At 71.5% G+C, this 25,952-nt stretch carries 22 protein-coding genes; 12 read left to right on the top strand and 10 right to left on the bottom strand.

The window, feature by feature from the left end:
- Nucleotides 1-276 precede the first annotated feature (276 nt).
- Entirely contained in the window at nt 277-924 is a 648-nt protein-coding gene (locus tag ACIQOU_RS20760) for a histidine phosphatase family protein (RefSeq protein WP_401538590.1), read from the bottom strand.
- Between the two features lie 119 nt (nt 925-1,043).
- Complete coding sequence (gene hemL, locus ACIQOU_RS20755; RefSeq protein ID WP_401538270.1) at nt 1,044-2,363, bottom strand: glutamate-1-semialdehyde 2,1-aminomutase; 1,320 nt, start codon at nt 2,361-2,363, stop codon at nt 1,044-1,046.
- A gap of 743 nt (nt 2,364-3,106) precedes the next feature.
- On the opposite strand from hemL, the gene ACIQOU_RS20750 reads away from it, so the two are divergent.
- Nucleotides 3,107-3,616, top strand: coding sequence for a hypothetical protein (locus ACIQOU_RS20750; RefSeq protein ID WP_401538269.1), 510 nt, complete (start codon nt 3,107-3,109; stop codon nt 3,614-3,616).
- 120 nt (nt 3,617-3,736) lie between these two features.
- Here ACIQOU_RS20750 and ACIQOU_RS20745 read toward each other — a convergent pair whose 3' ends face one another.
- The 5 genes from ACIQOU_RS20745 to ACIQOU_RS20725 form a co-directional block, all read right to left on the bottom strand.
- Nucleotides 3,737-4,984: a beta-ketoacyl-[acyl-carrier-protein] synthase family protein gene (locus ACIQOU_RS20745; RefSeq protein ID WP_401538268.1), complete on the bottom strand. Its 1,248-nt coding sequence runs from the start codon at nt 4,982-4,984 to the stop codon at nt 3,737-3,739.
- A gap of 177 nt (nt 4,985-5,161) precedes the next feature.
- Nucleotides 5,162-6,412 (bottom strand): beta-ketoacyl-[acyl-carrier-protein] synthase family protein, encoded by a 1,251-nt coding sequence (locus tag ACIQOU_RS20740; protein WP_401538267.1) that lies wholly within the window; start codon nt 6,410-6,412, stop codon nt 5,162-5,164.
- Nucleotides 6,413-6,850: 438 nt separating this feature from the next.
- Entirely contained in the window at nt 6,851-8,323 is a 1,473-nt protein-coding gene (locus tag ACIQOU_RS20735) for an ATP-binding protein (protein WP_401538266.1), read from the bottom strand.
- Entirely contained in the window at nt 8,324-9,073 is a 750-nt protein-coding gene (locus ACIQOU_RS20730; protein ID WP_401538265.1) for a response regulator transcription factor, read from the bottom strand.
- 250 nt (nt 9,074-9,323) lie between these two features.
- Nucleotides 9,324-10,439 carry an LLM class flavin-dependent oxidoreductase gene (locus tag ACIQOU_RS20725; RefSeq protein ID WP_401538264.1) on the bottom strand — a complete coding sequence of 372 codons (1,116 nt, stop codon included), beginning with the start codon at nt 10,437-10,439 and terminating at the stop codon, nt 9,324-9,326.
- Nucleotides 10,440-10,665: 226 nt separating this feature from the next.
- Between ACIQOU_RS20725 and ACIQOU_RS20720 the strand changes: the two genes are divergently transcribed.
- The 3 genes from ACIQOU_RS20720 (at nt 10,666) to ACIQOU_RS20710 (ending at nt 12,031) form a co-directional block, all read left to right on the top strand.
- Nucleotides 10,666-11,004, top strand: a complete 339-nt coding sequence (locus ACIQOU_RS20720) for a YnfA family protein (RefSeq protein ID WP_401538263.1) — start codon at nt 10,666-10,668, stop codon at nt 11,002-11,004.
- 119 nt (nt 11,005-11,123) lie between these two features.
- Nucleotides 11,124-11,891 (top strand): SDR family NAD(P)-dependent oxidoreductase, encoded by a 768-nt coding sequence (locus tag ACIQOU_RS20715; protein ID WP_401538262.1) that lies wholly within the window; start codon nt 11,124-11,126, stop codon nt 11,889-11,891.
- Nucleotides 11,891-12,031 (top strand): hypothetical protein, encoded by a 141-nt coding sequence (locus tag ACIQOU_RS20710; RefSeq protein WP_401538261.1) that lies wholly within the window; start codon nt 11,891-11,893, stop codon nt 12,029-12,031. Before ACIQOU_RS20715 ends, ACIQOU_RS20710 begins: the two co-directional genes overlap by 1 nt.
- A 125-nt stretch (nt 12,032-12,156) precedes the next feature.
- Here ACIQOU_RS20710 and ACIQOU_RS20705 read toward each other — a convergent pair whose 3' ends face one another.
- Nucleotides 12,157-13,350, bottom strand: coding sequence for an RtcB family protein (locus ACIQOU_RS20705; RefSeq protein WP_401538260.1), 1,194 nt, complete (start codon nt 13,348-13,350; stop codon nt 12,157-12,159).
- Between the two features lie 273 nt (nt 13,351-13,623).
- Between ACIQOU_RS20705 and ACIQOU_RS20700 the strand changes: the two genes are divergently transcribed.
- The 3 genes from ACIQOU_RS20700 to ACIQOU_RS20690 all read left to right on the top strand — a co-directional run bounded on the left by ACIQOU_RS20700 (nt 13,624) and on the right by ACIQOU_RS20690 (nt 17,158).
- A complete protein-coding gene (locus tag ACIQOU_RS20700) occupies nt 13,624-14,544 on the top strand; it encodes a DUF3558 domain-containing protein (RefSeq protein WP_401538259.1) in 921 nt (306 codons plus the stop codon).
- Between the two features lie 133 nt (nt 14,545-14,677).
- Entirely contained in the window at nt 14,678-15,589 is a 912-nt protein-coding gene (locus ACIQOU_RS20695) for a DUF3558 family protein (protein ID WP_401538258.1), read from the top strand.
- A gap of 102 nt (nt 15,590-15,691) precedes the next feature.
- Entirely contained in the window at nt 15,692-17,158 is a 1,467-nt protein-coding gene (locus ACIQOU_RS20690) for a DUF2637 domain-containing protein (RefSeq protein WP_401538257.1), read from the top strand.
- Between the two features lie 136 nt (nt 17,159-17,294).
- Here ACIQOU_RS20690 and lysS read toward each other — a convergent pair whose 3' ends face one another.
- Nucleotides 17,295-19,037 (bottom strand): lysine--tRNA ligase, encoded by a 1,743-nt coding sequence (lysS, locus tag ACIQOU_RS20685; RefSeq protein ID WP_401538589.1) that lies wholly within the window; start codon nt 19,035-19,037, stop codon nt 17,295-17,297.
- Between the two features lie 147 nt (nt 19,038-19,184).
- On the opposite strand from lysS, the gene argS reads away from it, so the two are divergent.
- From argS to ACIQOU_RS20660, 5 genes are all read left to right on the top strand, one after another.
- Nucleotides 19,185-20,954 (top strand): arginine--tRNA ligase, encoded by a 1,770-nt coding sequence (argS, locus tag ACIQOU_RS20680; RefSeq protein ID WP_401538256.1) that lies wholly within the window; start codon nt 19,185-19,187, stop codon nt 20,952-20,954.
- A gap of 233 nt (nt 20,955-21,187) precedes the next feature.
- Nucleotides 21,188-21,940, top strand: a complete 753-nt coding sequence (locus ACIQOU_RS20675) for a peptidoglycan-binding protein (protein WP_401538254.1) — start codon at nt 21,188-21,190, stop codon at nt 21,938-21,940.
- A complete protein-coding gene (locus tag ACIQOU_RS20670) occupies nt 21,937-22,719 on the top strand; it encodes a DUF2690 domain-containing protein (protein ID WP_401538253.1) in 783 nt (260 codons plus the stop codon). Before ACIQOU_RS20675 ends, ACIQOU_RS20670 begins: the two co-directional genes overlap by 4 nt.
- 141 nt (nt 22,720-22,860) lie before the next feature.
- A complete protein-coding gene (locus tag ACIQOU_RS20665; protein ID WP_401538252.1) occupies nt 22,861-23,646 on the top strand; it encodes a DUF4253 domain-containing protein in 786 nt (261 codons plus the stop codon).
- 391 nt (nt 23,647-24,037) lie between these two features.
- The gene (locus tag ACIQOU_RS20660; protein WP_401538251.1) at nt 24,038-24,559 is read left to right on the top strand and encodes a hypothetical protein; all 522 of its coding nucleotides are present in this window, start codon (nt 24,038-24,040) and stop codon (nt 24,557-24,559) included.
- A 161-nt stretch (nt 24,560-24,720) separates the two neighbouring features.
- On the opposite strand, the gene ACIQOU_RS20655 is transcribed toward ACIQOU_RS20660, so the two are convergent.
- On the bottom strand, nt 24,721-25,947 hold the full coding sequence (locus ACIQOU_RS20655; RefSeq protein WP_401538249.1) for a PLP-dependent aminotransferase family protein: 1,227 nt from the start codon (nt 25,945-25,947) through the stop codon (nt 24,721-24,723).
- Between the last annotated feature and the right edge of the window lie 5 nt (nt 25,948-25,952).

Here is a 25,952-nt window from a genome sequence, read left to right as displayed (position 1 = left end):
TGACCTGACGAAGGGGCGGGTTCCAGCCGAACACGGATATCTCGCAACAAATGTCACGAGCGTGTCATAAGGGGGCGAGGAGGAGGGGTGGAGCGGGGTGCGGCAGGGGTGGAGCAAGGCGCGGGGCAACGGCGGTGACCTGGGCGTATCCCCTAGGGGCGAACCCGGGGTGGCTCCCCTGGGGGACCGGGGTCGCCCCGGAGGGGTAGGGGCAGACCCCGGCATCGGGGGCCGAAATCAGCCACCGGAGTCTCACGCCCCTCCCCTGGGTCTACCTCACGCCCCGAAGGCCTTGCTCTTGCCCTTGACCGGCTTGGCGCCGGCGAGGAGGTGGGCGGGGACGAGGTCGCGGGCGGGCTCGGAGTAGCCGACGGAGACGATCCGGTCGCCCTCGTAGGTGAACGTCGTCAGGGAGGCGAGGGTGCACTGCCGCTTGCGCGGGTCGTGCCACAGCCGCCGCCGCTCGACGTACGAGCGCACGATCCAGATCGGCAACTGGTGGCTGACGAGCACCGCCTCGTGCCCGCGCGCCGCGTCCTTGGCGGCGTCCAGCGCCCCCATCATCCGCACCACCTGGTCGACGTACGGCTCGCCCCAGGACGGCTTGAGCGGGTTGACCAGGTGCTTCCAGTTCTCCGGTCGGCGCAGCGCCCCGTCCCCGACGCCGAAGGTCTTGCCCTGGAAGACGTTCTCGGCCTCGATCAGCCGCTCGTCGCTGCCGAGGTCGAGGCCGTGCGCCTTGGCGATCGGCGTGGCCGTCTCCTGCGCCCGCTCCAGCGGGGAGGCGACGACGTGGGTGACGTCGCGGCCCGCGAGGTGCTCGGCGACCCGGTCGGCCATCCGGCGGCCCAGCTCGGACAGGTGGTACCCGGGAAGGCGCCCGTAGAGGACGCCCTCGGGGTTGGCGACCTCGCCGTGCCGCATCACATGGACGACGGTGATGTCCCGGCCGCCGCCCGAACTGCCGTTGCCCGCACCGTCGTTGCCGTTGGCCGTGCTGTCGTCGCCGTTGCTCGTGGCGTCGTTGTTTGTGCTGTCGGTGCTCATGCTGAGGTGGCCTCCGCCGCCGCTCGGGCCGCCGCCGGGAGGGCGTCGGCGATCCTCTGTACCGCCCGCTCGTCGTGGGCCGTCGACACGAACCAGGACTCGAAGGACGAGGGCGGCAGATAGACGCCCTGTTCCAGCATCGAGTGGAAGAACGCGGTGAACCGGAACGACTCCTGCGTCTTCGCGTCCGCGTAGTTCCGGACCGGCCGGTCGGTGAAGAAGACGGAGAACATGTTGGAGGCGTTCTGCACCCGGTGCGCCACGCCCTCCTTGCTCAGCGCGTCGCTCACCAGACCGCACAGCTGCGCGGAGACGGCGTCGACCACGTCGTACGCCCCCTCGTCGAGAAGGCGCAGCTGGGCGAGGCCCGCGGCGGTGGCGATCGGGTTCCCGGAGAGCGTCCCGGCCTGGTAGACGGGCCCGGCGGGCGCGAGGTGGGCCATGACGTCGGCGCGGCCGCCGAACGCGGCGGCGGGGAAGCCGCCGCCCATGACCTTCCCGAAGGTCATCAGGTCCGGGACGACCCCGTCGACCCCGAACCACCCGCTGCGGCTGGTCCGGAACCCGGTCATCACCTCGTCGGAGATGTACAGGGCGCCGTCGGCGGCGCAGACGTCCTTGAGCCCCTGGTTGAAGCCGTCCGCCGGCGGCACGACGCCCATGTTGCCGGGCGAGGCCTCGGTGATCACACAGGCGATCTCGCCCGGGTGCAGCCGGAAGGCCTCCCGCACGGCGTCGAGGTCGTTGTACGGGAGAACGATGGTGTCGCCGGCCTGCGCCCCGGTGACCCCCGGGGTGTCGGGCAGCGCGAACGTCGCGACGCCGGAGCCCGCCGAGGCGAGCAGCGCGTCGACGTGCCCGTGATAGCACCCGGCGAACTTGACGACCTTCGCGCGCCGCGTGAACCCACGGGCCAGCCGGATCGCCGACATGGTGGCCTCGGTACCGCTGCTGACCAGCCGCACCTGCTCCACGGGGGCGATCCGGGCGACGATCTCCTCGCCGAGGGCGACCTCCCCCTCGCCGGGCGTGCCAAACGACGTTCCGCGGGCCACGGCCTCCTGGACGGCGGCGATCACCTCGGGGTGCGCGTGGCCGAGGATCATCGGGCCCCAGGAGCAGACCAGGTCGACGTACTCGCGCCCGTCCGCGTCGGTCAGATACGGCCCGGTCCCGGAGACCATGAACCGGGGCGTGCCGCCGACGGCGCCGAAGGCGCGCACCGGGGAGTTCACGCCCCCGGGCGTGACGGCGGCCGCGCGGTCGAACAGAGCCTGCGAGGCAGGCGCTTCGTAGGGATAGGGCAGTTCGCTCATGACCTGCGACTTCTCCGGATTTCTCGGGGGTGTCCCGGGCTGTGTCGGGGCTGTGTCAGGGTGCTCTCGGGGTGCTCACGGCGGGTCCCGGCCGTTCCCGGGTCGCGCCGGCCCCGGTCGCCCGGAGCCTCCCTCAGAGTAGGCCAGCGGCTCCGGGCCGCAGAGGGCGCCGATCTGCGAAACTGAGACCTGGTACACAGAGCGCGGGCGGCCTCCACAGAACGTACGCGAGTGCGAGGGACCGCTCCGGGGCTGCGAAGATCCTGCGGACAGGTGTTTCACCGTACGTTTCGGCGGGCGGCCGTGGGGGAGGTCACTGACACGATGATCGGGTTGCGCGGCGGGGGCCACGCGTCCTGGAAAAACAGTCGGGTGGAGATATGCATCGCGGTGGCGGACTGGGCGAGGGGACTGACGACCTCGGTCCTCGACGTGCCCGGCGGGGCAGGCACCGGCGAGACACGGAGGACGCGACGGAGGCTCGCGGCGAGCGCGGCGACCGGAGCGAGCGCGGCGACCGCGGGGTGAACGGCGGTGCGGCGGGCGGCTCCAGCAGCGGCGGCGCGATGAGCGGGTCCAGCGGAGCGGGCGGAGCGGGCGAGGAACGCACGGAACGCGCCGAACGGGCGGAACACCTGTCAGACTTGGGCCACTTGGACCGTCCGGACCACTTGAATCGTCAAGACCTGGGCGGGCAGGGTGAGTCAGAGCGGCGCGATCGACGTACTGATCGTATGGACCGTATGGATCGTAAGGACCAGAAGAACGATCGCGGGGTCGACCGTCCCCAGGCCGGGAGCAGGAATGGTGGTCGGGTGGGGGTGACCTACAAATACTTCGGCGCGCCCGACGGCGCGACCGCGGCCCGCGTCCCGATCTCGATGCGCCCCGAGGAACTGGGCGGCGACGAGCTGGGCATGAACGGCATGTTCACGAAGATCAAGCCGGAGACGATGGCCGCGATGGTCCTCACCGGCATCGAGGGCGTCCCCCTCCACAAGGTCCCGCCCCTCGAACTGGTCGTCCTGCACCCGGACTACGCCGTCGTCAAGCTCCCCATGACGGTCGTGGACCCGCTGCGCGGCATCGGCGAGGAAGCGGTCGGCGCGGCGGCGTTCATCTGGTCGACGGTCCCGGACCGGGGCGGCCCGAGGGACGCGTTCAACGTCTACCAACTCCTGCACGAATGGCAGGACTTCAGCCACCGGCTGCACGAGGCGGGCCACCAGCCGTACTGCCTGGTCTGGCCGTGAGACGGACGCACGACGGCCCGAGAGGCCAGGAGGAACGGGCGGGGTCTGCGGACTCCGCCCTTGTGGTTCCGGGCCCGCGCATCCCGGTGCGTCTCCCGGTGCCTCTCCCGGTGCGTTCCGTCACAGGCGGGTGAAGACGGCGACGGCGTTCTGGCCGCCGAAGCCGAACGAGTTGGTCATGACGCTGGAGAGCCGGAGCGCGCGGGGGTTTTTCGTCACGACGTCCAGGTCGATGTCCGGGTCCTGGACATCGAGGTTGGCGGTCGGGGGAATCGTCTGCCGCTCCAGGCTGAGCACGGAACAGGCGGCCTCGATCCCGCCGGACCCGCCGATGGCGTGCCCCAGGGTCCCCTTGAGCGCGGTCACGGCCGGCGGGGTGCCGAAGACCCGGCGCAGTGCCCGGCTCTCGGCGAGGTCGTTGAGCGGGGTCGAGGTGCCGTGCGCGTTGACGTGGCCGACCTCGTGCGGGCCGAGTCCCGCGTCCCGGAGCGCGGTGTTCATGGCGTCGGCGGCGCCGCGTCCCTGCGGGTGCGGCGCGGTGAAGTGGTGGGCGTCGGACGAGCTGCCGAAACCGGCCAGCCGGGCCCTGAGCGCCACGCGCCGCGCGACCGCGTGCTCGGCCCGCTCCAGGACGAGAACCCCGGCGCCCTCCGCCAGGACGAATCCGTCCCGGTCCCGGTCGAACGGGCGCGACGCTCCCGCCGGGTCGTGCGAACGGCTGGACAGCGCGCGCATCTGGCCGAACGTCGCGGCGTAGATCGCGCCGTACGTCGACTCGGCGCCACCGGCGATCGCGATGTCACAGCTGCCGCCGCGCAGCAGGTCACGGGCGATGCCGAGGGCGCTGGTGCCCGAGGCGCAGGCGGTGGAGACGGCCAGGCTGGGGCCGCGCGCGCCGATCTCAAGGGCCACCTCGCCCGCGACCATGCCGGGCACGCTCCGGGTGATCATGAACGGCGAGACCCGGCCGACGCGTCCTTCGGCGAGCAGCCGGAACGCCTCCGGGTAGCTCTCCAGGCTGTTGCTGCCGACCCCCAGGATCACCGCCACGCGGGTGGGGTCCCAGTCGGCCGGGGCGAGAGCGGCGTCGGTGAGGGCTTCCCGCACGGCGACGAGGGCCAGTTGGGCACCCCGGTCCAGGCGGCGGGCCAGCCGGTGCCCGAGCGGGCCGCGCCCGTCGAACTCCGGGACACGGCAGCTGAAGTCCACCGGCATTCCGGCGAGAACGGGATCTGCGGCGGCCGTGGGTCGGCCCGTGAGGAGCCCGCGCCAGGTGGCCTCGGTGCCGATGCCCGCCGGGGTGACGAGTCCGAGGCCGGTGACGACGACGTCCTTTCGGCGAACCGGCGTGGAACAGTTTTCAGACATCGTTCTCCGTCGGTTCGGGACACCGGAAAAGCACGGGAAAGAAATGATCCTGTTCTCGTCGCGGCCCGATACGCCTCGACGGGTCAGAACCCTACGGGGCATCGCGCTCATTTCCGCGGAAATGAATTTCCCGCCCGGCGCGCCTCCGGCCGGCCGGGCCTCATGCACCCCGCCGTGTCAACGGCCCAGCGCGAGAACGGCGTTCTGGCCGCCGAACCCGTACGAGGCGCTGATGACGTGCTCCATCCGCACCTGCCGGGGCATCTTGCTCACGACGTCGAGCGGGATCTCCGGGTCGAGGCTGTCGAGGTTCGCCACCGGGGGAACGACCTGCTGTTCCAGGCTCAGCACCGCGCACGCCGCCTCGATCGCACCGGCGGCGCCCATGGTGTGCCCGAGCACGCCCTTGTTGGAGGTGACGGGCGGGGAGTGCGGGAAGACCCGGTCCAGGACCTGCGACTCGACCAGGTCGTTGAGCCGCGTCGACGTGGCGTGCGCGTTGACATGGTCGATGTCACCGGGCCGCAGCCCCGCGTCCCCGAGCGCCGCGCGCAGCGCCAGCGCGACGCCCTCGCCGGTCGGATCGGGCGCCGTCGGATGATGCGCGTCGGCCGACGCCCCGTACCCGAGCAACCGGGCGCGGACCCGTCCGGCGCGGCGGGCGAGCGCGTGTTCGGAACGTTCCAGAACGAGAACGGCGGCGCCCTCGGCCACCACGAACCCGTCCCGGTCCGCGTCGAACGGCCGCGACGCCGCCGCCGGATCGGACCGCCGCGTCGACAGCGCCCGCATCTGGCTGCCGGCCAGCACGTGCAGCCGCGCGGTCGGCGCCGCCTCCGTGCCGCCGGCCAGCACGATGTCGCACCGCCCGGACCGCAGCAGATCGAGCGCCGTGCCGAGCGCGGTGCCGCCCGAGGCGCACGCCGTGGAGACGGTGAGGTTGGGTCCCCGGGCGCCGAAGCGCATCCCGATCTCCCCCGCCACCATGTTGGGCAGGCTGCGCGGCAGGGTCAGCGGGGAGACCTCCTTGTAGTTCCCTGCGTGCAGCTTGACCCACTCGCGCTGGCAGGTCTCCAGGCTCGGCAGGCCCACGCCGATCACCACGCCGACCCGGTCCGCCGCCCACTCGGCGGGGTCGAGTCCGGCGTCCAGGAGGGACAACCGGGCTGCCGCGACGGCCAGTTGGCTGAAGCGGTCGAGGCGTCCGGCGCCCTTGCCGACCAGGGCGTGCGGGTCGAAGTCCGGTACCCGGCAGGAGAAGTCGACCGGCAGCCCGGCCAGCGCGGGGTCGGTGGCGGCGACGGACTGCCCCGCGAGCACGCCCTTCCAGGTCGCCTCCCAGCCCACCCCGGCCGGGGTGACCAGCCCGAGTCCGGTGACGGCTACGCAGTCGGTGCCGAATTCCTCGTCCAAGCGGCTTGCTTTCACGGTCTCTCCCGAGTCGATCAGCCGTGCAGGATTGAACTGTATTTCCGACCACTACGCATTCCCTTCCTTATGCTTCCCCCCGGGAAATACACAATACGCCGAGGGCACGAGGCCCCCCAAAGGAATGAAAGGTCCCAGGATCGTACGATCACTTCTTCGGGGAGAGATGAATACACCCAAAGGAATAGGCCCGGAAGAATAGGCCCGGTGGAATAGGCCCGGTGGAACAGCCCAGGAAGAATGGCCGCACGCCCAGTGCGCCGGTCCCGTTCCCTTCGCCCCGGCGGACACGGCTCCGGGTGCGCGATGGGCGGGCATCCCCGCCCAGGAAGCCATCCGCGTCCCGCACGACGCCAACACGGACCCGTACGACCCGTACGACCCGTAAGGACCCCACCGGACCCGCGTCCCCGCACGCCCCGTAGGGGACCGCCCCCCTCAACCCCCCAGCCGTGTGGCCCCCGCCGGGGTGCCGCCCACGGTGAAGCCGATCACCGCTCCCCCGCCCTCGCGGCGGAGGGCGAAGGGGGCGCCGCCGTGGGCGAGGGCCACCTCGCGGACGATGGAGAGGCCGAGGCCCGAGCCGGGCAGGGAACGGGCGTCGGCGGCGCGGTAGAAGCGGTCGAAGACGCGGACGAGGTCGCCCGCGACGATGCCGGGCCCCCGGTCGAGGACCTGGACGCGGACCGGGCCACCGCCGGTGCCGGGGCCGCCGTTGCGGAACGGGAGGAGGACCGGACCGGTGACGTCGATCTCGATGGGGCCGGTGCCGTCGCGGTCGAACTTGGCGGCGTTCTCGACGAGGTTGGAGACCGCCCGGGTCAGCATGCCGGGCCGCCCGTCGGTGCCGGTGTCGCCGCTCGCCCGCACGATGATCTCGCGCCCGGTGCGGCGGCGGGCCAGCCCCGCGACGTCCTCCGCGATGTCAGCGAGGTCGACCCGTTGGGGCGGCTCGGTGTCGGACTGACCGGCGGCGAGGTCGACGAGTTCGTTGACGAGGTCGGTCAGCTCCCGGGCCTCCTGGGAGAGGTCGGCGACCAGTTCCTCCCGGGTGTGGGGCGGGAGTTCGTCGATGCGGCGCAGCAGGGAGATGTTGGTGCGCAGGGAGGTGAGCGGGGTGCGCAGTTCGTGCCCGGCGTCCTGGACCAGGCGGCGCTGGTCCTCCTCGGACTGCGCGAGCCGGCCCAGCATCCGGTCGAACGCCCGCCCGAGGCGCCCCACCTCGTCGTGCCCGGTGACCGGCACCTGGATGCCGAGGCGGCGGGTGCGGGCGACGTCCTCGGCGGCCGAGGTGAGGATGATCAGGCGCCGGGTGATGCGCCGGGCCAGCCACCAGCCGAACAGCCCGGCCGCGATGACGACGGCGACCATCAGGATGAGCGTGCGCTGCTGGAGCGCCCGCAACAGGTCCTCGGTGTCGCTGAACTCCTGCGCCACCTGCACCGCGCCCTGCCCCGCGCCGAGCGAGACGGTGGCGACGCGGTAGACGTCCTCGGCGACGTCGACGTCCTTGTGCTCGATCATCCGCCCGGCCTCCGGGGCGCCCGCGAGCGCGCGGTCGGCGTCGGTCACCGGCAGCGCGGGGCTGCCGGGGTCGACGACGGCGCCGTTCGAACCGAGCACCTGCACATCCGTGCGGGCCGGGCGGACGACGTCGTGGCCCGGCGCGGACGACGTGAAGTCGTCCGGGGTCATCCGGTGCTGGCTGACCTCGTCGCGTACGTCCTGCACCACCTCGTCGAAGACCGACTCCTGGTCGACGCGGACCAGCCGGGCGGCGGCGTTGTAGGAGAGGACGCCGACCAGGACGGTGACGGCGGCGGTGACCGTCGCGAACGACACCGCGAACGTCGTCCGCAGCGAACGCAGCCCGGGTCGCCGTCCCGCCAGCAGCCGCCGCAGACGGCCCACTCAGTCCTCCCGCAGCACGTAACCCACACCGCGCACCGTGTGGATCAGCTGCGGCGCGCCGGGCCGGTCGAGCTTGCGGCGCAGGTAGCCGACGTACACGGCGAGGTTCTTGGAGCCGGGGCCGAAGTCGTAGCCCCAGATGCGGTCGTAGATCGTGGAGTGGTCGAGGACGATGCCGGAGTTGCGGACCAGCAGCTCCAGGAGCTCGAACTCGGTGCGGGTCAGCTCCAGTTCGGTCTCGTCCCGCCAGGCGCGGCGGGCCTGGACGTCCATGCGCAGTCCGGCGGCCTCGATCTGCCGGTCGGCCTGCCGGTCGTGGGCCTGGGGGTCCTTCGTGGCTCCGCCCGGGGCGGGCGTGCCGTTGGCGCCGGGCGGCTGTCCGGTGCCGGTGCGGCGCAGGAGGGCGCGCAGGCGGGCGAAGACCTCTTCGACGTCGAAGGGTTTGACGACGTAGTCGTCGGCGCCGGCGTCGAGTCCCGCGATCCGGTCGGCGGTCTCCACCAGTGCCGTGAGCATGAGGATCGGGGTGCGGTCACCCTCGGCCCGGAGGACCCGGCACACCTGGAGGCCGTCGATGCCGGGCATCATCACGTCCAGGAGGAGGACGTCCGGCGGGGTCCTGTGGGCCTGCGCCAGCGCCTCGACGCCGTCGGCGACCGCGGTGACCTGATAGCCCTCCAGGCTCAGGGCCCGCTCCAGGGCGTGGCGGATGGCGCGGTCGTCTTCGGCGAGCAGCACAGTCTGGGGCACGGACCCACTGTGTCAAAGCATCGGGGGGTTGGGCGGGGGGAGTGGGTCTACGATCAGCCTTTTTACCCGGCTCTCACCGTGATGGGGGCAACCCCGGGGGGTACGCCTACCCTCCTCTCACCCTGAGCTGGGGGCACTACCTGGGGGTTACGCCCCCGGACGGGCGACCGGCCCACGGCGGCGGCCGGCCGGTCGGCCGGCAGCCGGGTGGAGGACGGGGTGCCCAGCCCCGCCGACACAACGGCCGCTCTCATGCCACGGGCTCCGTTGCGTGCGTGTCCTCGGCGCTCCGGGTGCGGTCGGCCGCCAGGAGGGACGCGTGGGTCGGCGCGTCCGGCACGTTCGCGGGGCGGTTCTTGGCGAACTCCTCGCGCAGCACCGGAACGACCTCCTCGCCCAGCAGATCGAGCTGCTCCAGGACCGACTTCAACGGCAGCCCCGCGTGGTCGATGAGGAACAGCTGACGCTGGTAGTCACCGGCGTACTCGCGGAAACTCAGTGTCTTCTCGATCACCTGCTGCGGCGAGCCCACCGTCAACGGGGTCTGGTCGGTGAAGTCCTCAAGGGACGGCCCGTGCCCGTAGACCGGCGCGACATCGAAGTAGGGCCGGAACTCACGCACCGCGTCCTGGGAGTCGCGCCGCATGAACACGTGGCCGCCGAGTCCGACGATCGCCTGTTCCGGGGTGCCGTGCCCGTAGTGGGCGTACCGGCTGCGGTACAGGTCGATCATGCGCTTGGTGTGGTCGGCGGTCCAGAAGATGTTGTTGTGGAAGAAGCCGTCCCCGTAGTACGCGGCCTGCTCGGCGATCTCCGGCGACCGGATCGACCCGTGCCAGACGAACGGCGGCACGTCGTCGAGCGGCCGGGGCGTCGAGGTGAACCCCTGCAACGGCGTCCGGAACTTCCCCTCCCAGTTCACGACGTCCTCGCGCCACAGCCGGTGCAGCAGGGCGTAGTTCTCGATGGCCAGGTTGATGCCCTGCCGGATGTCCTGCCCGAACCAGGGGTAGACGGGACCGGTGTTGCCCCGGCCCATCATCAGGTCGACCCGCCCGTCGGCCAGGTGCTGGAGCATCGCGAAGTCCTCCGCGATCTTCACCGGGTCGTTGGTGGTGATCAGGGTGGTGGAGGTGGACAGCACCAGCCGCTCGGTGCGGGCCGCGATGTACCCGAGCATGGTCGTGGGGGACGACGGCACGAACGGCGGGTTGTGGTGCTCGCCGGTCGCGAACACGTCGAGGCCGACCTCCTCGGCCTTGAGCGCGATGGCGACCATGGCCTTGATCCGCTCCCGCTCGGTCGGCGTCCGCCCCGTGGTGGGGTCCGGCGTGACATCGCCGACGCTGAAGATCCCGAACTGCATGGTCGCTCACCCTCCAGTTTGTTTACGGTTCAACTATACCGTCGAACGGCACGGAGGGTACCCCGTATTCCCGGACCACGGCTTCCCCGGCGACCGGACCCGGCCGCACACCCCCAGCCCCCCCAGTCCCTCCAGTCCCCCCAGCCCCTCCAGTCCTCCCAAGTCCCCCCAGCCTCCTCCCCCTCCCCGTAACTCCCACGTCACGCCCCTGTGCGAGGCTTCCGCCATGCTGATCGCCCGTTCCGCCGCCCTCTTCGTCGTCGCCGCGCTCTTCGAGATCGGGGGCGCCTGGCTGATCTGGCAGGGGCTGCGGGAGCACAGGGGGTGGCTGTGGATCACCGGTGGGGTGCTGGCGCTCGGGGCGTACGGGTTCGTCGCGACGTTCCAGCCGGACGGGCAGTTCGGGCGCATCCTCGCGGCGTACGGCGGCATCTTCGTCGCCGGTTCGATCCTGTGGGGCATGGTGGCCGACGGCTACCGCCCCGACCGCTGGGACGTGACCGGCGCGCTGGTCTGCCTGGCCGGCATGGCCGTGATCATGTGGGCGCCGAGGAACGGCAGCTGACGTTCACCTAGGCTGAAAGCCGCGCCGGAGCGCACCGGCGCGCGCGGCCGAGTCGGTCAGGACCGCCGAGACAACCGAGCCCGCGGGGCCGTCGAGCCCCCGAACCCCAGGAGCAGCCCATGGCCCCCGTCGCCCCCTCCCGCATCGCCGTCGTCACCGGTGCGAGCAGTGGCATCGGTGCGGCCACCGCGCGGCAGCTGGCCGCCGCCGGGTACCGGGTGGTGCTGACGGCCCGCCGCAAGGACCGGATCGAGGCGGTCGCGGCGGAGATCGGCGCGGCGGGCGGCGCGGCGACGGCGTACCAGCTGGACGTGACGGACCGGGCGGCGGTGGACGAGTTCGCGACGGCGTTCCAGAGCATCGGCGTGCTGGTGAACAACGCGGGCGGGGCGCTCGGCGCCGACCCGGTGGCCACCGGCGACCCGGCGGACTGGCGCACGATGTACGAGACCAACGTCATCGGCACCCTGAACCTCACCCAGGCCCTGCTCCCCAAGCTGGACGCGAGCGGCGACGGCACGATCGTCGTCGTCTCCTCGACCGCGGGCCACGGCACGTACGAGGGCGGCGCCGGATACGTCGCCGCCAAGCACGGCGCGCATGTGCTCGCGGAGACGCTGCGGCTGGAGATCGTCGGGCGCCCGGTGCGGGTCATCGAGATCGCGCCCGGCATGGTGAAGACGGACGAGTTCGCGCTCACCCGGTTCGGCGGCGACGCCGAGAAGGCCGCCAAGGTCTACCAGGGCGTCGCCGAACCGCTGACCGCCGACGACGTCGCCGACACGATCACCTGGGCCATCACCCGCCCCAGCCACGTCAACGTCGATCTGCTGGTGCTGCGCCCCCGCGCCCAGGCGTCGAACACGAAGGTCCACCGGGACGTCTGATGACGACCGACGAGGACCGCAGGCGCGCGGCCCTGGAGAAGAAGCGCGAACGGTTCGTCTGGTACTACCTCGCGTACTTCCTCTTCGGCATCCACATCGTGGCGTTCGTGATGATCTACGCGGTCACCCACGCCAAGTAGCAGGCCGGGTAAGGAAAACGGCGGTCCCGCACGCCAAGTCGCTTACAGGACCGCCCATTTCACCGACGCGGGGCCACGTCCCGTCGCCTGAAGGGCCGTTGACATCCCGCCCGCTGAAGGGCCGTTCACCCCTTCACGCACACCACCTGCTTCAGCTTGGCCACCACTTCCACCAGGTCCCGCTGCTGGTCGATGACCTGGTCGATGGACTTGTAGGCGCCCGGGATCTCGTCGACGACGCCGGAGTCCTTGCGGCACTCCACGCCCCGGGTCTGCTCCTCCAGGTCCCGCGTCGAGAAGCGGCGCTTGGCGGCGTTGCGGCTCATGCGCCGACCGGCGCCGTGGGACGCGGAGTTGAAGGACTTGTCGTTGCCGAGGCCCTTCACGATGTACGAACCCGTGCCCATGGAACCGGGGATGATCCCGTAGTCCCCGAGCCCGGCCCGGATCGCGCCCTTACGGGTGACGAGCAGGTCCATGCCGTCGTAGCGCTCCTCGGCGACGTAGTTGTGGTGGGCGCTGATCTCCGGCTCGAAGGCGGGCCTGGCCTTCCTGAACTCCTTGCGGATCACGTCCTTCAGGAGCGCCATCATCAGCGAGCGGTTGTGCCGGGCGTACTCCTGCGCCCAGAACAGGTCGTTGCGGTACGCCGCCATCTGCGGGGTGTCCGAGACGAACACGGCGAGGTCGCGGTCGACCAGCCCCTGGTTGTGCGGGAGTTCACGGGCGACGCCGATGTGGTGCTCGGCCAGCTCCTTGCCGATGTTGCGGGACCCGGAGTGCAGCATCAGCCAGACCACGCCGGTCGTGTCCGTGCACACCTCGACGAAGTGGTTGCCCGACCCGAGCGTGCCCAGCTGCTTCCCGGCACGCTCGTGACGGAACCTGACCGCCTGCGCCACCCCGTCGAACCGCCCCCAGAAGTCGTCCCACCCGGCGGTGGCCATGCCGTGGAAGCGGCCGGGGTCGAGCGGGTCGTCGTGCATCCCGCGCCCCACCGGAATGGCCTCCTCGATCTTCGAGCGCAGCCGGGACAGGTCGCCGGGCAGGTCGTTGGCGGTCAGGGAGGTCCGGACCGCCGACATCCCGCAGCCGATGTCGACGCCGACCGCCGCCGGGCAGACCGCGCCCCGCATCGCGATGACGGAACCGACGGTCGCGCCCTTGCCGTAGTGCACGTCCGGCATCACGGCGAGGCCCTTGATCCACGGCAGGGTGGCGACGTTGCGCAACTGCTGGAGCGCGACGTCCTCGACCGTCGTCGGGTCGGTCCACATCCGGATGGGAACCTGCGCTCCCGGTATCTCCACGTACGACATCGCGTCCTCTTTCCCCCGAAACAATGCAGAAGCCTAAAATCGCAAAACCGGTGCCAGGGTCAGTGAAATAGGACAACGGACCGGCATCCACGGCCATGCGTGCGATAGACATTGTCTCCAGTGCACGCCCCGCCTCAGCAAGCGAATAACCAGCGGGGACACTGGACGAACGGCCCCCGGCCACCGTCGGACTCGCACCACCGAGCCGTCGGACCACCGGACCACCGAGCCGTCGAACTGTCGAACTGTCGGACCACCGAGAGGAACCTGACCGTGCAGCGGAAGGCGTACGTACCCGGCGTGGCCGCGCTCCTCGCGGCTCTGCTGGTCGGCTGCACCAGCGGCTCCGGAGACTCCGGGGCGACGGACGACGCCAACCCCGGCGACACCGGCACCGCCACCGCCGCGCCCCAGCCGGGCAAGTACCGCACGCTGCCGGAACCCTGCGGGGTCGTGAGCCACGGCACCCTGGACTCGCTGCTGCCCGGCATCGAGCAGCTGACCGACGACGACCAGCGCGACGAGGCCTACGCGGGCGACGCCACGCTCACCTACGACACGGACCGCAAGGTCGGCTGCCGTTGGAAGGTCCAGTCGGCGGACGCCACCGACCACCTCCTCGTCGACTTCGAACGGGTCGTCTCCTACGACAACTCCGTCAGCGACGACACCCAGTCCCACGAGGTGTTCGCGGCGCTCCAGGACGCCGCCCACCTCCCCGAGCCGACGACCTCGGACTCCGCGAGCCCCACCGACACCTCCAGCGGCACCCCTAGCACCCCTAATACCCCTGGTACCGGCAGCACCGCAGGCTCCGACGTCTCCCCGCACGGCTCACCCTCCCCCACCGCCACCCCCTCCGGGGACGCCTCGGGGTCCAGCTCGGGGTCCAGCTCAGGGTCCGGCTCAGGGTCCCCCTCGCCTTCCGTCTCCTCCACCGTCACCCCCGCCGATCTCCAGCCCCGGGTGCTCGGCGACCTCGGGGACGAGGCGTTCCTCGACGACGCCCTCAGCAGCTCGGGTTCGACGGCCAAGCAGCGCACGGTGACTGTGGTGTTTCGCACGTCCAACGTCATTGTGACCATCGAGTACGAGGAGCAGCCGGCCACCATCGCCGCCGTCCCGGACAGCAAGGAAATGCAGGACAGGGCCCGGAAACTGGCCGCACAGCTCGCCGACAAGCTGGTCGGCTGACGCCCGCCCGCGCGCCCGCCCGGTCCGTCCGCGAACCGGGCGAAGCAGGACCGCTCCGCCGACTCACCGCGTACCGTGGCCCCTCGGACCCGATCCGACGGCAGGAACCACGAGCGTCTTGAGTGAAGGAACCATGCAGCGAGCAGCGGACCGAGATGACCGACGAGACCGGCGTGACCCGCGGCGGGGGCGCCTGACCCGCGCCCTGGTCGGCGTGAGCGCACTCCCGATGGTGCTGCTCGCCGCAGGCTGCTCCTCCGGCTCCGACGACAACGGCGGTGACAGCACCGGCGCCAAGGACACCAGCGCCTCCCAGTCCTCCCCGTCGGCGAGCCCCTCGCCCACCGTCGCGCCCGCCGCGTACGGCAAGTTGCCCAAGTCCTGCGACGTGCTGTCGAAGAAGTCGCTGGACTCGCTGGTTCCCGAGGCCAAGGAGTCCGGCAAGGCGGGCACCTCCAACGACGCCGCCACACGGTCCAGTTGCTCCTGGAGCAGCCTCGACAACAACGGCGTGAAGGGCTCGCAGTTCCGCTGGCTCAACGTCTCGCTGCTGCGTTTCGACTCCGACGTCACGCGCGGCGCGGCCGACAAGTTGGCGCACACGTACTACCAGAAGCAGATAGCCGACGCCGAGTCGGTGGACGGCGCGAAGAACGCCACGTCCGAGCCGGTCGACGGCATCGGCGACGAAGCGACGCTGGTGCGCTACGACTTGAAGAAGAAGGAAGGCGCCTTCAAGCAGCAGACGGTGGTCGCCCGGGTCGAGAACGTCGTCGTCACCCTCGACTACAACGGCGCCGGTCTCGCCGGTGAGAAGACGCCGAGCGCGGACGCGCTGAGCAAGTCGGCCGAGAAGGCGGCGAAGGAAGCGGTCGCGTCGGTGGCGTCGGCGAACGGCGACACCTCGGCCCAGCCGAGCGGGGAACCCTCCGCGTCGGCGTCGCCGTCCAAGAAGCCGTCGAAGTCGGCCAGTCCGTCCGCGTCCGCGTCGCCCTCCGCGTCCCCGTCGTCCACGTCGTCCACGGCGTCCGACGGCAAGAGCTGACACCGGACACCACGTTCGCCGCACACATGTGCCACCCTGTTGCGCGCAACAGCACGTGACCGAAGGGGAGTACGAGTGTCCGCGCCACTACAGCTGACTCGGATGCACCGCGTTCTCATCGGCGTGGTCGTGGCCGGCGCCGTGGTCATCGCCGGTATCGGCTTCGCCGGTTCGTACGCGGCCGTACGGGAGTTGGCCCTCCAGAAGGGCTTCGGGAACTTCGCGTACGTCTTCCCGATCGGCATCGACGCGGGCATCTGCGTGCTGCTCGCCCTCGATCTCCTGCTGACCTGGATTCGGATTCCGTTCCCGCTGCTGCGGCAGACGGCCTGGCTGCTGACGGCGGCGACCATCGCGTTCAACGGCGCGGCGGCCTGGCCCGACCCGCTGGGCACCGGGATGCACGCGGTGATCCCGGTGCTGTTCGTGGTCGCGGTCGAGGCGGCCCGGCACGCGATCGGGCGGATCGCCGACATCACGGCCGACCGGCACATGGAGGGCGTCCGGCTGACCCGCTGGATGCTCTCGCCGCTGCCGACGTTCCTGCTGTGGCGGCGGATGAAGCTGTGGGAGCTGCGCTCCTACGAGCAGGTCATCAAGCTGGAGCAGGAACGCCTGGTCTACCAGGCCCGGCTGCGCTCCCGCTTCGGCCGCGCCTGGCGCCGCAAGGCCCCGGTGGAGTCCCTGATGCCCCTGCGCCTCGCGCGCTACGGCGTCCCCCTCGCGGAAACGGCCCCCGCAGGCCTCGCGGCGGCAGGGATAGAGCCCCTCCTCATCCCCGCGCCCCCGCACCCCGAGCCGCAGCCGCAGCCACAGCCGCCGTCCCTCCAGCAGCACCCCGAGGTGGAGTCCAAGGCCCCGCACCCGGAGCTGCCCGCCCCGGCCTCGCAGCAGCAGGCCCCGCAGCAGCCCGCCGAGCAGCAGGGCGAGGCCCCGCAGCAACCGCAGCCCCAGCCTCAGCCCGGCACAGCGGCCGGGCCCGCCCCTGAGCCGCACCCCGGACAGAACCCGGACCAGCGCCCCGGACAGAACCCGGACCAGCAGCCCGGGCAGAACCCCGAACTCAACCCCGAGCAGAACCCTTGGTTCAAGGCGCCGCACCAGACCGAGTACCAGGGCGGCTACGACCCGCAGTTCGAGCCGGAGTTCGACCCCCAGGAGTACGCGGACTGGTTCGAGGAGCAGCGCCAGGCGGAGCAGTTCCAGGAGCAACAGCGCTACCAGGAACAGCGGTTGCGGGAGCGGCAGTACCAGGAGCAGCAGCAGCTCCTGCCGGACGCGCCCCCCGAGTCCGCCTCGGAGGAGACGGGCAGCTTCCCCATCCCGGTGGCGGGCGCCCGGACCCGGGAACTGGGCGAGGGCGGCGGCCTGCCGGAGCCGGACGAGGACTCGTACTACCAGGTCTTCAAGAAGTCGATAAGCGGCAGCGGCTACCCGACCCCGCGCGAGTACGGCGAGAACGTCGAGGCGGAGTTCAGCCTCACCCTCCCGCCGGACGAGGCGAAGCGCATGGTGAACCGCTTCACCAACCGCTACAACGCGGAGCTGGAAGAGGACCACATCGCCTGAAGGGCGAGCCACACCCGGCGGACATGAACACGGGGACAGGAACACGGACAGGAACACGGACAGGAAAAAGGGGCCCCCAGCCAGCGGGCCCCTTTCCCCTGCGGCCTACATCCCGTAGTACCGCCAGCGGTCTCCCCTACTGCCCAAGCAGGGCCCGCACCCTCTCCTGCCCGACCGCGAGCAGCAGCGTGGGCAGACGCGGCCCCGTGTCCCGGGTGACCAGCAGCCGGTACAGCAGGGCGAAGAACGTGCGCTGGGCCGTCTTGATCTCCGGCGGGAGTTCCTTGGGCCCGGCGTCGGCGGAGAAACCGGCCTGGACCTTCGGGACGCCGTAGACCAGGTGGGTCAGCCCGTCGAGCGACCAGTGGTCCTCAAGCCCGTCGGCCAGCAGCCGCAGCGACCGCAGGGACGCCTCGTCGAGGGACGCGAGGAGGTCCGCGTCGGGCTCCTCGCGCACGATGGTCCGCTGGTCGGCGGGGACGTGCGTGTTGATCCACGCCTCGGCCTTGTCGTACCGGGGGCGGGCCTCCGCGAGGGAGGTCAGCGGGTGCTCGGGGTCGAGGTCGCTGAGGATGCGCAGCGCCTGGTCCGAGTGGCCGGCGGTGACGTCGGCGACCGAGGCCAGCGTCCGGTACGGCAGCGGACGCGGGGTGCGCGGCAGCTCACCGCCTGCCGTGCCCACCGCACGGGCGTGCGCGGCGACGTCGGCGGGCAGCGCGGTGCCGTCGGCGACCTTGCCGTCGAGCTTGTCCCACTCGTCGTAGAGCCGCTGGATCTCCTGGTCGAAGGCGATCTTGAACGACTGGTTCGGGCGCCGCCGCGCGTACAGCCAGCGCAGCAGCTGCGGCTCCATGATCCGCAGGGCGTCGGACGGCGTCGGGACCCCGCCCTTGCTGCTGGACATCTTGGCCATGCCGCTGATGCCGACGAACGCGTACATCGGGCCGATCGGCTGCTCGCCGCCGAAGATGCCGACGATCTGCCCGCCGACCTGGAAGCTGGAGCCGGGCGAGGAGTGGTCGACGCCGCTGGGCTCGAAGATCACGCCCTCGTACGCCCACCGCATCGGCCAGTCGACCTTCCAGACCAGCTTGCCGCGGTTGAACTCGTTCAGCCGGACGGTCTCCGTGTGGCCGCACTCCGAGCAGGTGTAGGTCAGCTCGGTGGTGTCGTCGTCGTAGGAGTCGACGATCGTGAGGTCCTTGCCGCAGCCGCCGCAGTACGGCTTGTACGGGAAGTACCCGGCCGAGCCGGTGCCGTCGTCCTCGTCGGCGGCGCCCGACCCCTCGGCGGCCTCCAGCTCGGCCTCGTCGACGGCCTTCTGCTGCTGCTTCTTGACCGGCGGCTGCTGCTTGGTCCGGTACTGGGCGAGCACGGCGTCGATGTCGGCGCGGTGCCGCATCGCGTGCAGGATCTGCTCGCGGTAGACGCCGGAGGTGTACTGCGCGGTCTGGCTGATCCCGTCGAACTCCACGCCCAGCTCGGCCAGCGCGCCGACCATGGCCGCCTTGAAGTGCTCGGCCCAGTTCGGGAACGACGATCCGATGGGCGCCGGGACCGAGGTCAGCGGCTTGCCGATGTGCTCGGCCCACGACGCGTCGACGCCGTCGATCCCGGCCGGCACCTTGCGGTAGCGGTCGTAGTCGTCCCACGAGATCAGGTGCCGCACCTCGTGGCCCCGGCGGCGGACCTCGTCGGCGACCAGGTGCGGGGTCATGACCTCGCGCAGGTTGCCGAGGTGGATGGGCCCGGAGGGGGAGAGGCCGGACGCGACGACGACCGGTTTGCCCGGGGCCCGACGCTCCGATGCCTCGATGACCTCGTCCGCGAAACGGGAGACCCAGTCGGTGGTCTCGGTGCTCTGAGCCACGATCGGCACGTCCTTCTTTCTCACTGAGCAGCCGGTACGGTCGCACGGCTGACCGTGCCAGTCTCCCAGACCGTCCAGCGCCGGAGAAAACGGCTTTACCCACCGTGGGATACTGGGTGGGTCTATTCATTCCACGAGGAGAACGGCTCTTACTTCATGGCCTCGGTCACGTCGCTCGGCGACTCCGTACAGCAGCAGCTCGCGTCCGCCCTCTCGGCCACCCTGCCGGAGGCCGCCGGTGCCGACCCGCTGCTGCGACGTAGCGACCGGGCCGACTTCCAGGCCAACGGCATCCTCGCCCTCGCCAAGAAGGCCAAGGCCAACCCCCGCGAGCTGGCCTCCCAGGTGGTCGCCCGGGTCACGACCGGCGACGAGCTGATCAAGGACGTCGAGGTCTCGGGCCCCGGCTTCCTGAACATCACGCTCAGCGACCGGGCGATCGTCGCGAACCTCGCCGCGCGCTACGAGGACGGCGACCGCCTCGGTGTGCCGCGCGCCGCCGCGCCGGGCACCACGGTCATCGACTACGCCCAGCCGAACGTCGCCAAGGAGATGCACGTCGGCCATCTGCGGTCCGCGGTGATCGGCGACGCGCTCGTCCAACTCCTGGAGTTCACCGGCGAGTCGGTGGTCCGGCGGCACCACATCGGTGACTGGGGCACGCAGTTCGGCATGCTGATCCAGTATCTGGACGAGCACCCGGGCGAGTTGGACCACGGCGACGAGGAAGTCACCGGCGAGGAGGCGATGTCCAACCTCGACCGCCTCTACAAGGCCGCGCGCAGGCTCTTCGACTCCGACGAGGAGTTCAAGACGCGGGCCAGGCGCCGGGTGGTGGACCTCCAGGCGGGCGAGCCGAAGACGCGGGCCGCCTGGCAGAAGTTCGTGGACGAGTCGAAGATCTACTTCTTCTCCGTCTTCGACAAGCTGGACATGGAGGTACGCGACCCGGACATCGTCGGTGAGTCGGGCTACAACGACATGCTGGACGAGACCTGCCGCCTCCTGGAGGAGTCCGGCGTCGCGACGGTCTCGAACGGCGCGCTGTGCGTGTTCTTCGACGAGATCAAGGGCCCGGACGGCAACCCGACCCCGCTGATCGTCCGCAAGTCCGACGGCGGCTACGGCTACGCGGCGACGGACCTGTCCGCGATCAGGGACCGGGTCTTCCACCTGAAGGCGACCTCGCTCCTCTACGTGGTCGACGTCCGGCAGTCCCTGCACTTCAAGATGGTCTTCGAGACCGCGCGGCGGGCGGGCTGGCTCGACGACGACGTGACGGCGTACCAGTTGGCGTTCGGCACGATCCTCGGCAAGGACGGCAAGCCGTTCAAGACGCGTGAGGGCGTGTCGGTGAAGCTGGAGGACCTCCTCGACGAGGCGGTCGAGCGGGCGACGACGGTGGTCCGCGAGAAGGCCGAGAAGGTCGGCCTGACCGAGCAGGAGATCATCGACAACGGCCGTGACGTCGGCATCGGCGCGGTCAAGTACGCCGACCTGTCGACGTCGGCGGTGCGGGACTACAAGTTCGACCTGGACCAGATGGTCTCGCTGAGCGGCGACACCTCGGTGTACCTCCAGTACGCGTACGCCCGCATCCAGTCGATCCTGCGCAAGTCCGGCGAGACCCTCCCAAGTGCCCACCCGGAGCTGGAACTGGCCCCGGCGGAGCGGGCGTTGGGCCTGCACCTGGACCAGTTCGGCGAGGTGGTGGCGGAGGCGGCCACGGAGTACGCCCCCCACAAGCTGACGGCGTACCTGTACCAACTGGCGTCCGCGCTCACGACGTTCTACGACCAGTGCCCGGTGCTGAAGGCGGACACCCCGGCGCAGGTGGAGAACCGCCTGTTCCTGATCGCCCTGACGGCCCGCACCCTGCACCAGGGCATGGCCCTGCTGGGCATCAGGACACCCGACAAGCTGTGACCGTGCGTTAGTTAAAGCGCACGGACGACTGCGGGCCGCTCTCCACCAGGAGGGCGGCCCGCGGTCGGTTCCGGCGTGGCCCGGGGCGAACCATGGCCGTTTCCTTACCGAGTCACCACCCAGGGCCCGCCCGTGGCCTGGCGATTTTGGCAGAATGCGAGGAGGGCCCGGAGCCCTTCGGTGACGAGGGCCGGTGCCCTGCGGTCCGGCTCCGGAACGCGAACGGGGGGCTCATGTCGCGTGCGAGGGAGCTGCCCGCGGAACTCGACCCGCGGGTACGGCAGTTGGTGGAGCGGCTGCGGCGGCTGAAGGACGACAGCGGGTTGAGCCTGGCGCAGTTGGGGCGGCGCACGCCCTACAGCGCGAAGTCGTGGGAACGGTGGCTCGGCGCCCGGACGTTCCCGCCCCGCGAGGCGGTCGAGGTGCTGGCCCGGCTGACCGGCGAGGCCGCACCGCGTCTCCTGGCCCTGCACGAGGTGGCGTCGGCGGCCTGGTCGCCCCGCGCCGAGAAGCCACCGGCCGCTCCAGCGCCCGCACCCCCGCAGTCGGCGCCCGCCCCCTCGCCCACCCGCGCGCTGCGAACGGCGGTGGCGGCGGGCTCGGTGGCCCTGGTGCTGGCGATCACGTCGACGACGCTCCTGGTGTTCCGCCTCTACGACGCCCACGCGAACACCGGCACCGTCGCCATGACGACGTACCCCGCCGTGCAGGCCGCGCAGGTGTACTCCTGCCGCGTCACCCGGCAGAGCGGTGCCTGGTCGGCGGGGCTCAGCAGCGAACGGACGGCGATCCTCGGCTACGGCAGCAGCGGCCCGAGCATCGCCGAGGCGCAGTGCCTGTTGCGCCGGGCGGGCATCTCGCCCGGCGGGATCGACGGGATCTTCGGCCCGTTGACGCTGCGGGCGGTCAAGGCGTTGCAGCGGCGGGCGGGGCTTCCGGCGGACGGTGTGATCGGGCCGCGCACCTGGCAGGCGTTGCGCGGATGACGCCGCCGGAGCGGGCCCGACTCACCGTCGCGCTGGGCGAGTTGAGGCAGCGGACGGGGCTGAGCCTGGCGGGCCTCGCGGAGCGGACGACGTTCAGCAAGTCGTCGTGGGACCGCTATCTCAACGGCCGTACCCTGCCACCGCGCACGGCGGTGACCGAGTTGTGCGCGCTGGCGGGCGAACCCCCGGACCACTACCTGGCGTTGCGGGACCTGACCCCCCACCCCCGGCAAGCGCCCCCGGCACCGACCTCTCCCCCCTCACCCCCGCCGCCGCGTCCCCGCCTCCGGGGTGCGACCGTGCTGGCGGTCCTGGCGGCGGTGTGCGCGCTGACGACGGCGTCGGTGACGTCGGCCCTGGCTCTCCTCCCCCCTCCCCCTCCCCCGCACCGCACCGCGCCGCGAGCCGTGGCAGCGGGCCCGCTGTGCGGGGGAGCGTCCTGCGCGGGCCAGGACCCGATGGCGGCACGGTGCGCGGCGGCCCCGGTCACCCTCGCCGACCACCGCACGGCCACCGGCGCCTGGATGGAACTGCGCTACAGCCCGGTGTGCGGCACGAGTTGGGCCCGGATGTGGGGGACACGGGTCGGGGACCGTATCGACATGACGCCGGGCGGCGGCGAGGCGCGGGTGCGGACGCCGACGGAGGCGGACACGTACGTCTACACCCGCATGACCCGAACGGCACCGGGAACGCGGGTCCGGGCCTGCTTCCACCCGGCGACCGGGGCGCCCGGGGAGTGCGTCACGAGCAGGGTGACGGGGGCGGCCCAGCCCTGACGCCGACGCACGCACCTCCCACCACTCCCCCAACTCCCGTTCCCTGACGTCCCGCTGGTCACTGGTCCCGGCGACGATGAGTGGCCCGCGCATATCGGCCGTCCGACGGCATTGTCAGTGGGTGCCCTTACAGTCACATCCATGGCGACACTTCCCAATCCGCTGCCCAAGCTGACCTCCGACCCGAGCGGGCGGTCGCTCGGGCTTCAACTCCCGCCCGGGAGACTGATGGACGCGACGTTCGACGGCCCCTGGCACGAACCGCTGCTGTGGCACGCGGCGGTGCGGGCCAGCCCGGGCGGCTGGTCCGCGCTGGGCACCCCGGCGGGCCGGGCCGGACTGCTGCCGGTCCTGGTCGACCTGGGAACGGGCCAAGGCGGGCCTGAGTCCTGGGAGTTGGCGCCGGGCGAGATGTCGTACCCGGGTGACCACGACGCCGACGACGTGCTCGCGGAGTGGTGGGAGGAGGACGCGCCGGACGACGAGGACTGGCCCGGCCTGGCCGGCGCCCTGAAACTGGTCGCCGACCCCGACAAGCGCGCGGCGGACGTGGCGGACACGCTCGCCGAAGGGCTGCCCTGGCTGAGCGCACCGCACCTGGCGCTGGTCCCGGCCCGCCGCAGCGCCGACATCCCGGCCGCCCTCGGCTGGTCCGGTGCCGTGCACCACGAGGAGGACACCGCCCGCCTCTGCACGGTCCTGCGCTCCTGGGAGGACCGCTTCGGCATACGGCTCGTGGCCCTGGGCTACGACCACCTGGCCGTCTCGGTGGCGGCACCGCCGGCCGATCTGGAGGAGGCGGACGCGATCGCCGCCGAGCACTACGCGTTCAGCCCGGACACCGTTCTGCCGACCCAGGACGACACCCTGGAGTCCTACGCCGAGACCCTGATCGGCGCCCGCCTCTGGCACTTCACCTGGAACTGAGGGGGCAAGGGGACTGGAGGGGACGAGGGGACTGGAGGGGACGAGGGGACTGAGGGGGCGAGGCCGGGTCAAGGGGACGGCCACGCCCCGGCCGCCCCGCGCCCGACGCGCTCACCTCGATCGCCCCGCCCGCTTTCCGTCTCGCCCGCTCTCCATCTCGCCCGCTTCCCGTCCCGTGGCAACGTCACCCCGGGACGGAGACGCGCAGGTCGGAGACGGTCACGTCCCAGGATGTCGTCACCTCGGGGCGGTGCGTGGCGGTCGGGACGGTCGGCCTGGAAATCTACGGCCCAGCCCGTCGGCCCAGCCCGGCCGGCGGCTGCGGTCCGCTTCCCCGGGCCGTTTCCGACACTGTCGCAGGCCGCGACGGTCGACCGAAGAGAGAGCAATCATGCGCAAGGCGATCTGCCTGACCACCGCACTGTCGTCCAGTGCCGCCCTGACGGTCCTGCTCGGGAGCGGCACGGCGTCGGCGGCCATGGCCATGCCGGACACCTGCCCGACGCAGATCACCGTCTCCATCGCCTCGCACTCCGCCTACTTCCTGCCGGGGACGACCGCGTTCAAGGACGGCCGGGGCGGCAAGATAACGGTGAGCGTGACCCAGGCCAAGACGCTGTCGGCGACCCTGTCCGCCTCGGCCGAGGTGTCCGTCAGTGACGTGGTCGCCTCCGCCAAGGCGACCGTCAGCAAGAGCGTCACCGGGTCCGTCGCGGTGACCGTCGGACACAGCTACGAGCACGACATCAGCGCCGGGAAGTACGGAAACGCGCAGTACGGCTCGTGGGGCTACAAGGTCGACTGGGAAAGAATCAAGGAGAACGGCAACTGCACCAGCACGGTGCTGTCCGAGGGAACGGCCACCCTGCCGGTCTCGTCGGTGGGCTGGAGGTACTGGGAGACCTCCTCCTGACCCCGCTACTCCCGCCCAGCGGGCGTCACTTGACCCGCCGTTCCCGCACGACAGCCGTCACGTGACCGCCGTTCCCGCACGACAGCCGTCACGTGACCCGCCGTTCCCGCTCAGCGGGCGTCACTTGTGGAAGACGGCCCGCACCACCTCACCCGCCCCTCTCAACTCCCGTCCCCCGCACCCGACTCGAACACCTCACCCAACCGCCGCAGCCCTTCCCCTATCTCCTGGGGCGTGTGCGTCACGAAGCACAACCGCATCGTCGCCCGATCAGGCTCCCCGGCGTAGAAGGGTGCACCGGGCACGTACGCGACATCGTGCCGGACGACCTGGGGGAGCAGCGCGGTGGTGTCGTACCCGTCGGGCAGCCGCACCCACAGGAACATCCCGCCCTCGGGCCGCTCCCACACCGCCCCGGCGGGGAGCACCTCCCCGAGCCCGGCGAGCATGGCGTCACGCCGCTCGCGGTACACACCGGCGACCCGCCCGACGTGCGCGTCGAGGTCCCGCTCGGCCAGATAGCGCGCGGCGGCGAGCTGGTTGACGGTAGGAGTGTGCAGGTCGGCGGCCTGTTTGGCGATCACGCAGGCCCGCACGAGTTCGTCCGGCCCCCGCAGCCACCCGAGCCGCATCCCGGGAGCCATCACCTTGGAGAAGGACCCGAGCAGCACGGTCCGGTCCTCGGCCCCGTCGCAGGAGGCGATCCACGGCACCCGCTCGCCCTCGAAGCGCAGTTCGCCGTACGGGTCGTCCTCGATGATCCACAGCCCGCGCCGGGCGGCGATGTCCGCGACAGCGGCCCGGCGGGCGAGGGACAGGGTCCGCCCGGTCGGGTTCTGGAAAGTGGGCACCGTGTAGAAGAACTTCGGCCGCTCCCGGACGACGAGTTCCTCCAGCGCCTCGGGATCGACGCCCTCCGCGTCCCCGGGAACGGCCACGACCCGCGCCCCGGCGAACCGGAACACCTGAAGTGCCGCCAGATAACAGGGGTTCTCGACCAGCACGGTGTCCCCGGGTTCGAGCAGCGCGGTCGCGAGCAGGGACAGCGCCTGCTGCGACCCGGTGGTGACGAGGATGTCGTCGGCACCGGTGGGCAGCCCCCGCCGGGAGGTGCGCGCGGCGAGGGCCTCCCGCAGCACCGGCTCACCCTCGGTGGTGGCGTACTGCAAGGCCCGCCCGGCCTGTCCGGCGAAGACCGCCCGGTAGGCGTCGGCGATGCCGTCGGCGTCGAAGAGTTCCGGCGCCGGGAGCCCGCCCGCGAAGTTCACGACCCCGGGCCGGTCCACGACGGCAAGGATGTCCCGCACCGGCGAACCCCCCACCGAACGAACCCGCGAGGCAAGCTCCGGCACCGGCCCCCGGCGCACTTCAGATCCAACGACGTTCATGGCAC

The organism is Streptomyces sp. NPDC091279 (genome assembly GCF_044757465.1).
In the GTDB taxonomy this organism is placed as follows: Bacteria; Actinomycetota; Actinomycetes; order Streptomycetales; family Streptomycetaceae; genus Streptomyces.
The sequence above is the reverse complement of the archived record's forward strand: the minus strand, read 5'-3'. Positions and strand labels throughout refer to the sequence as shown.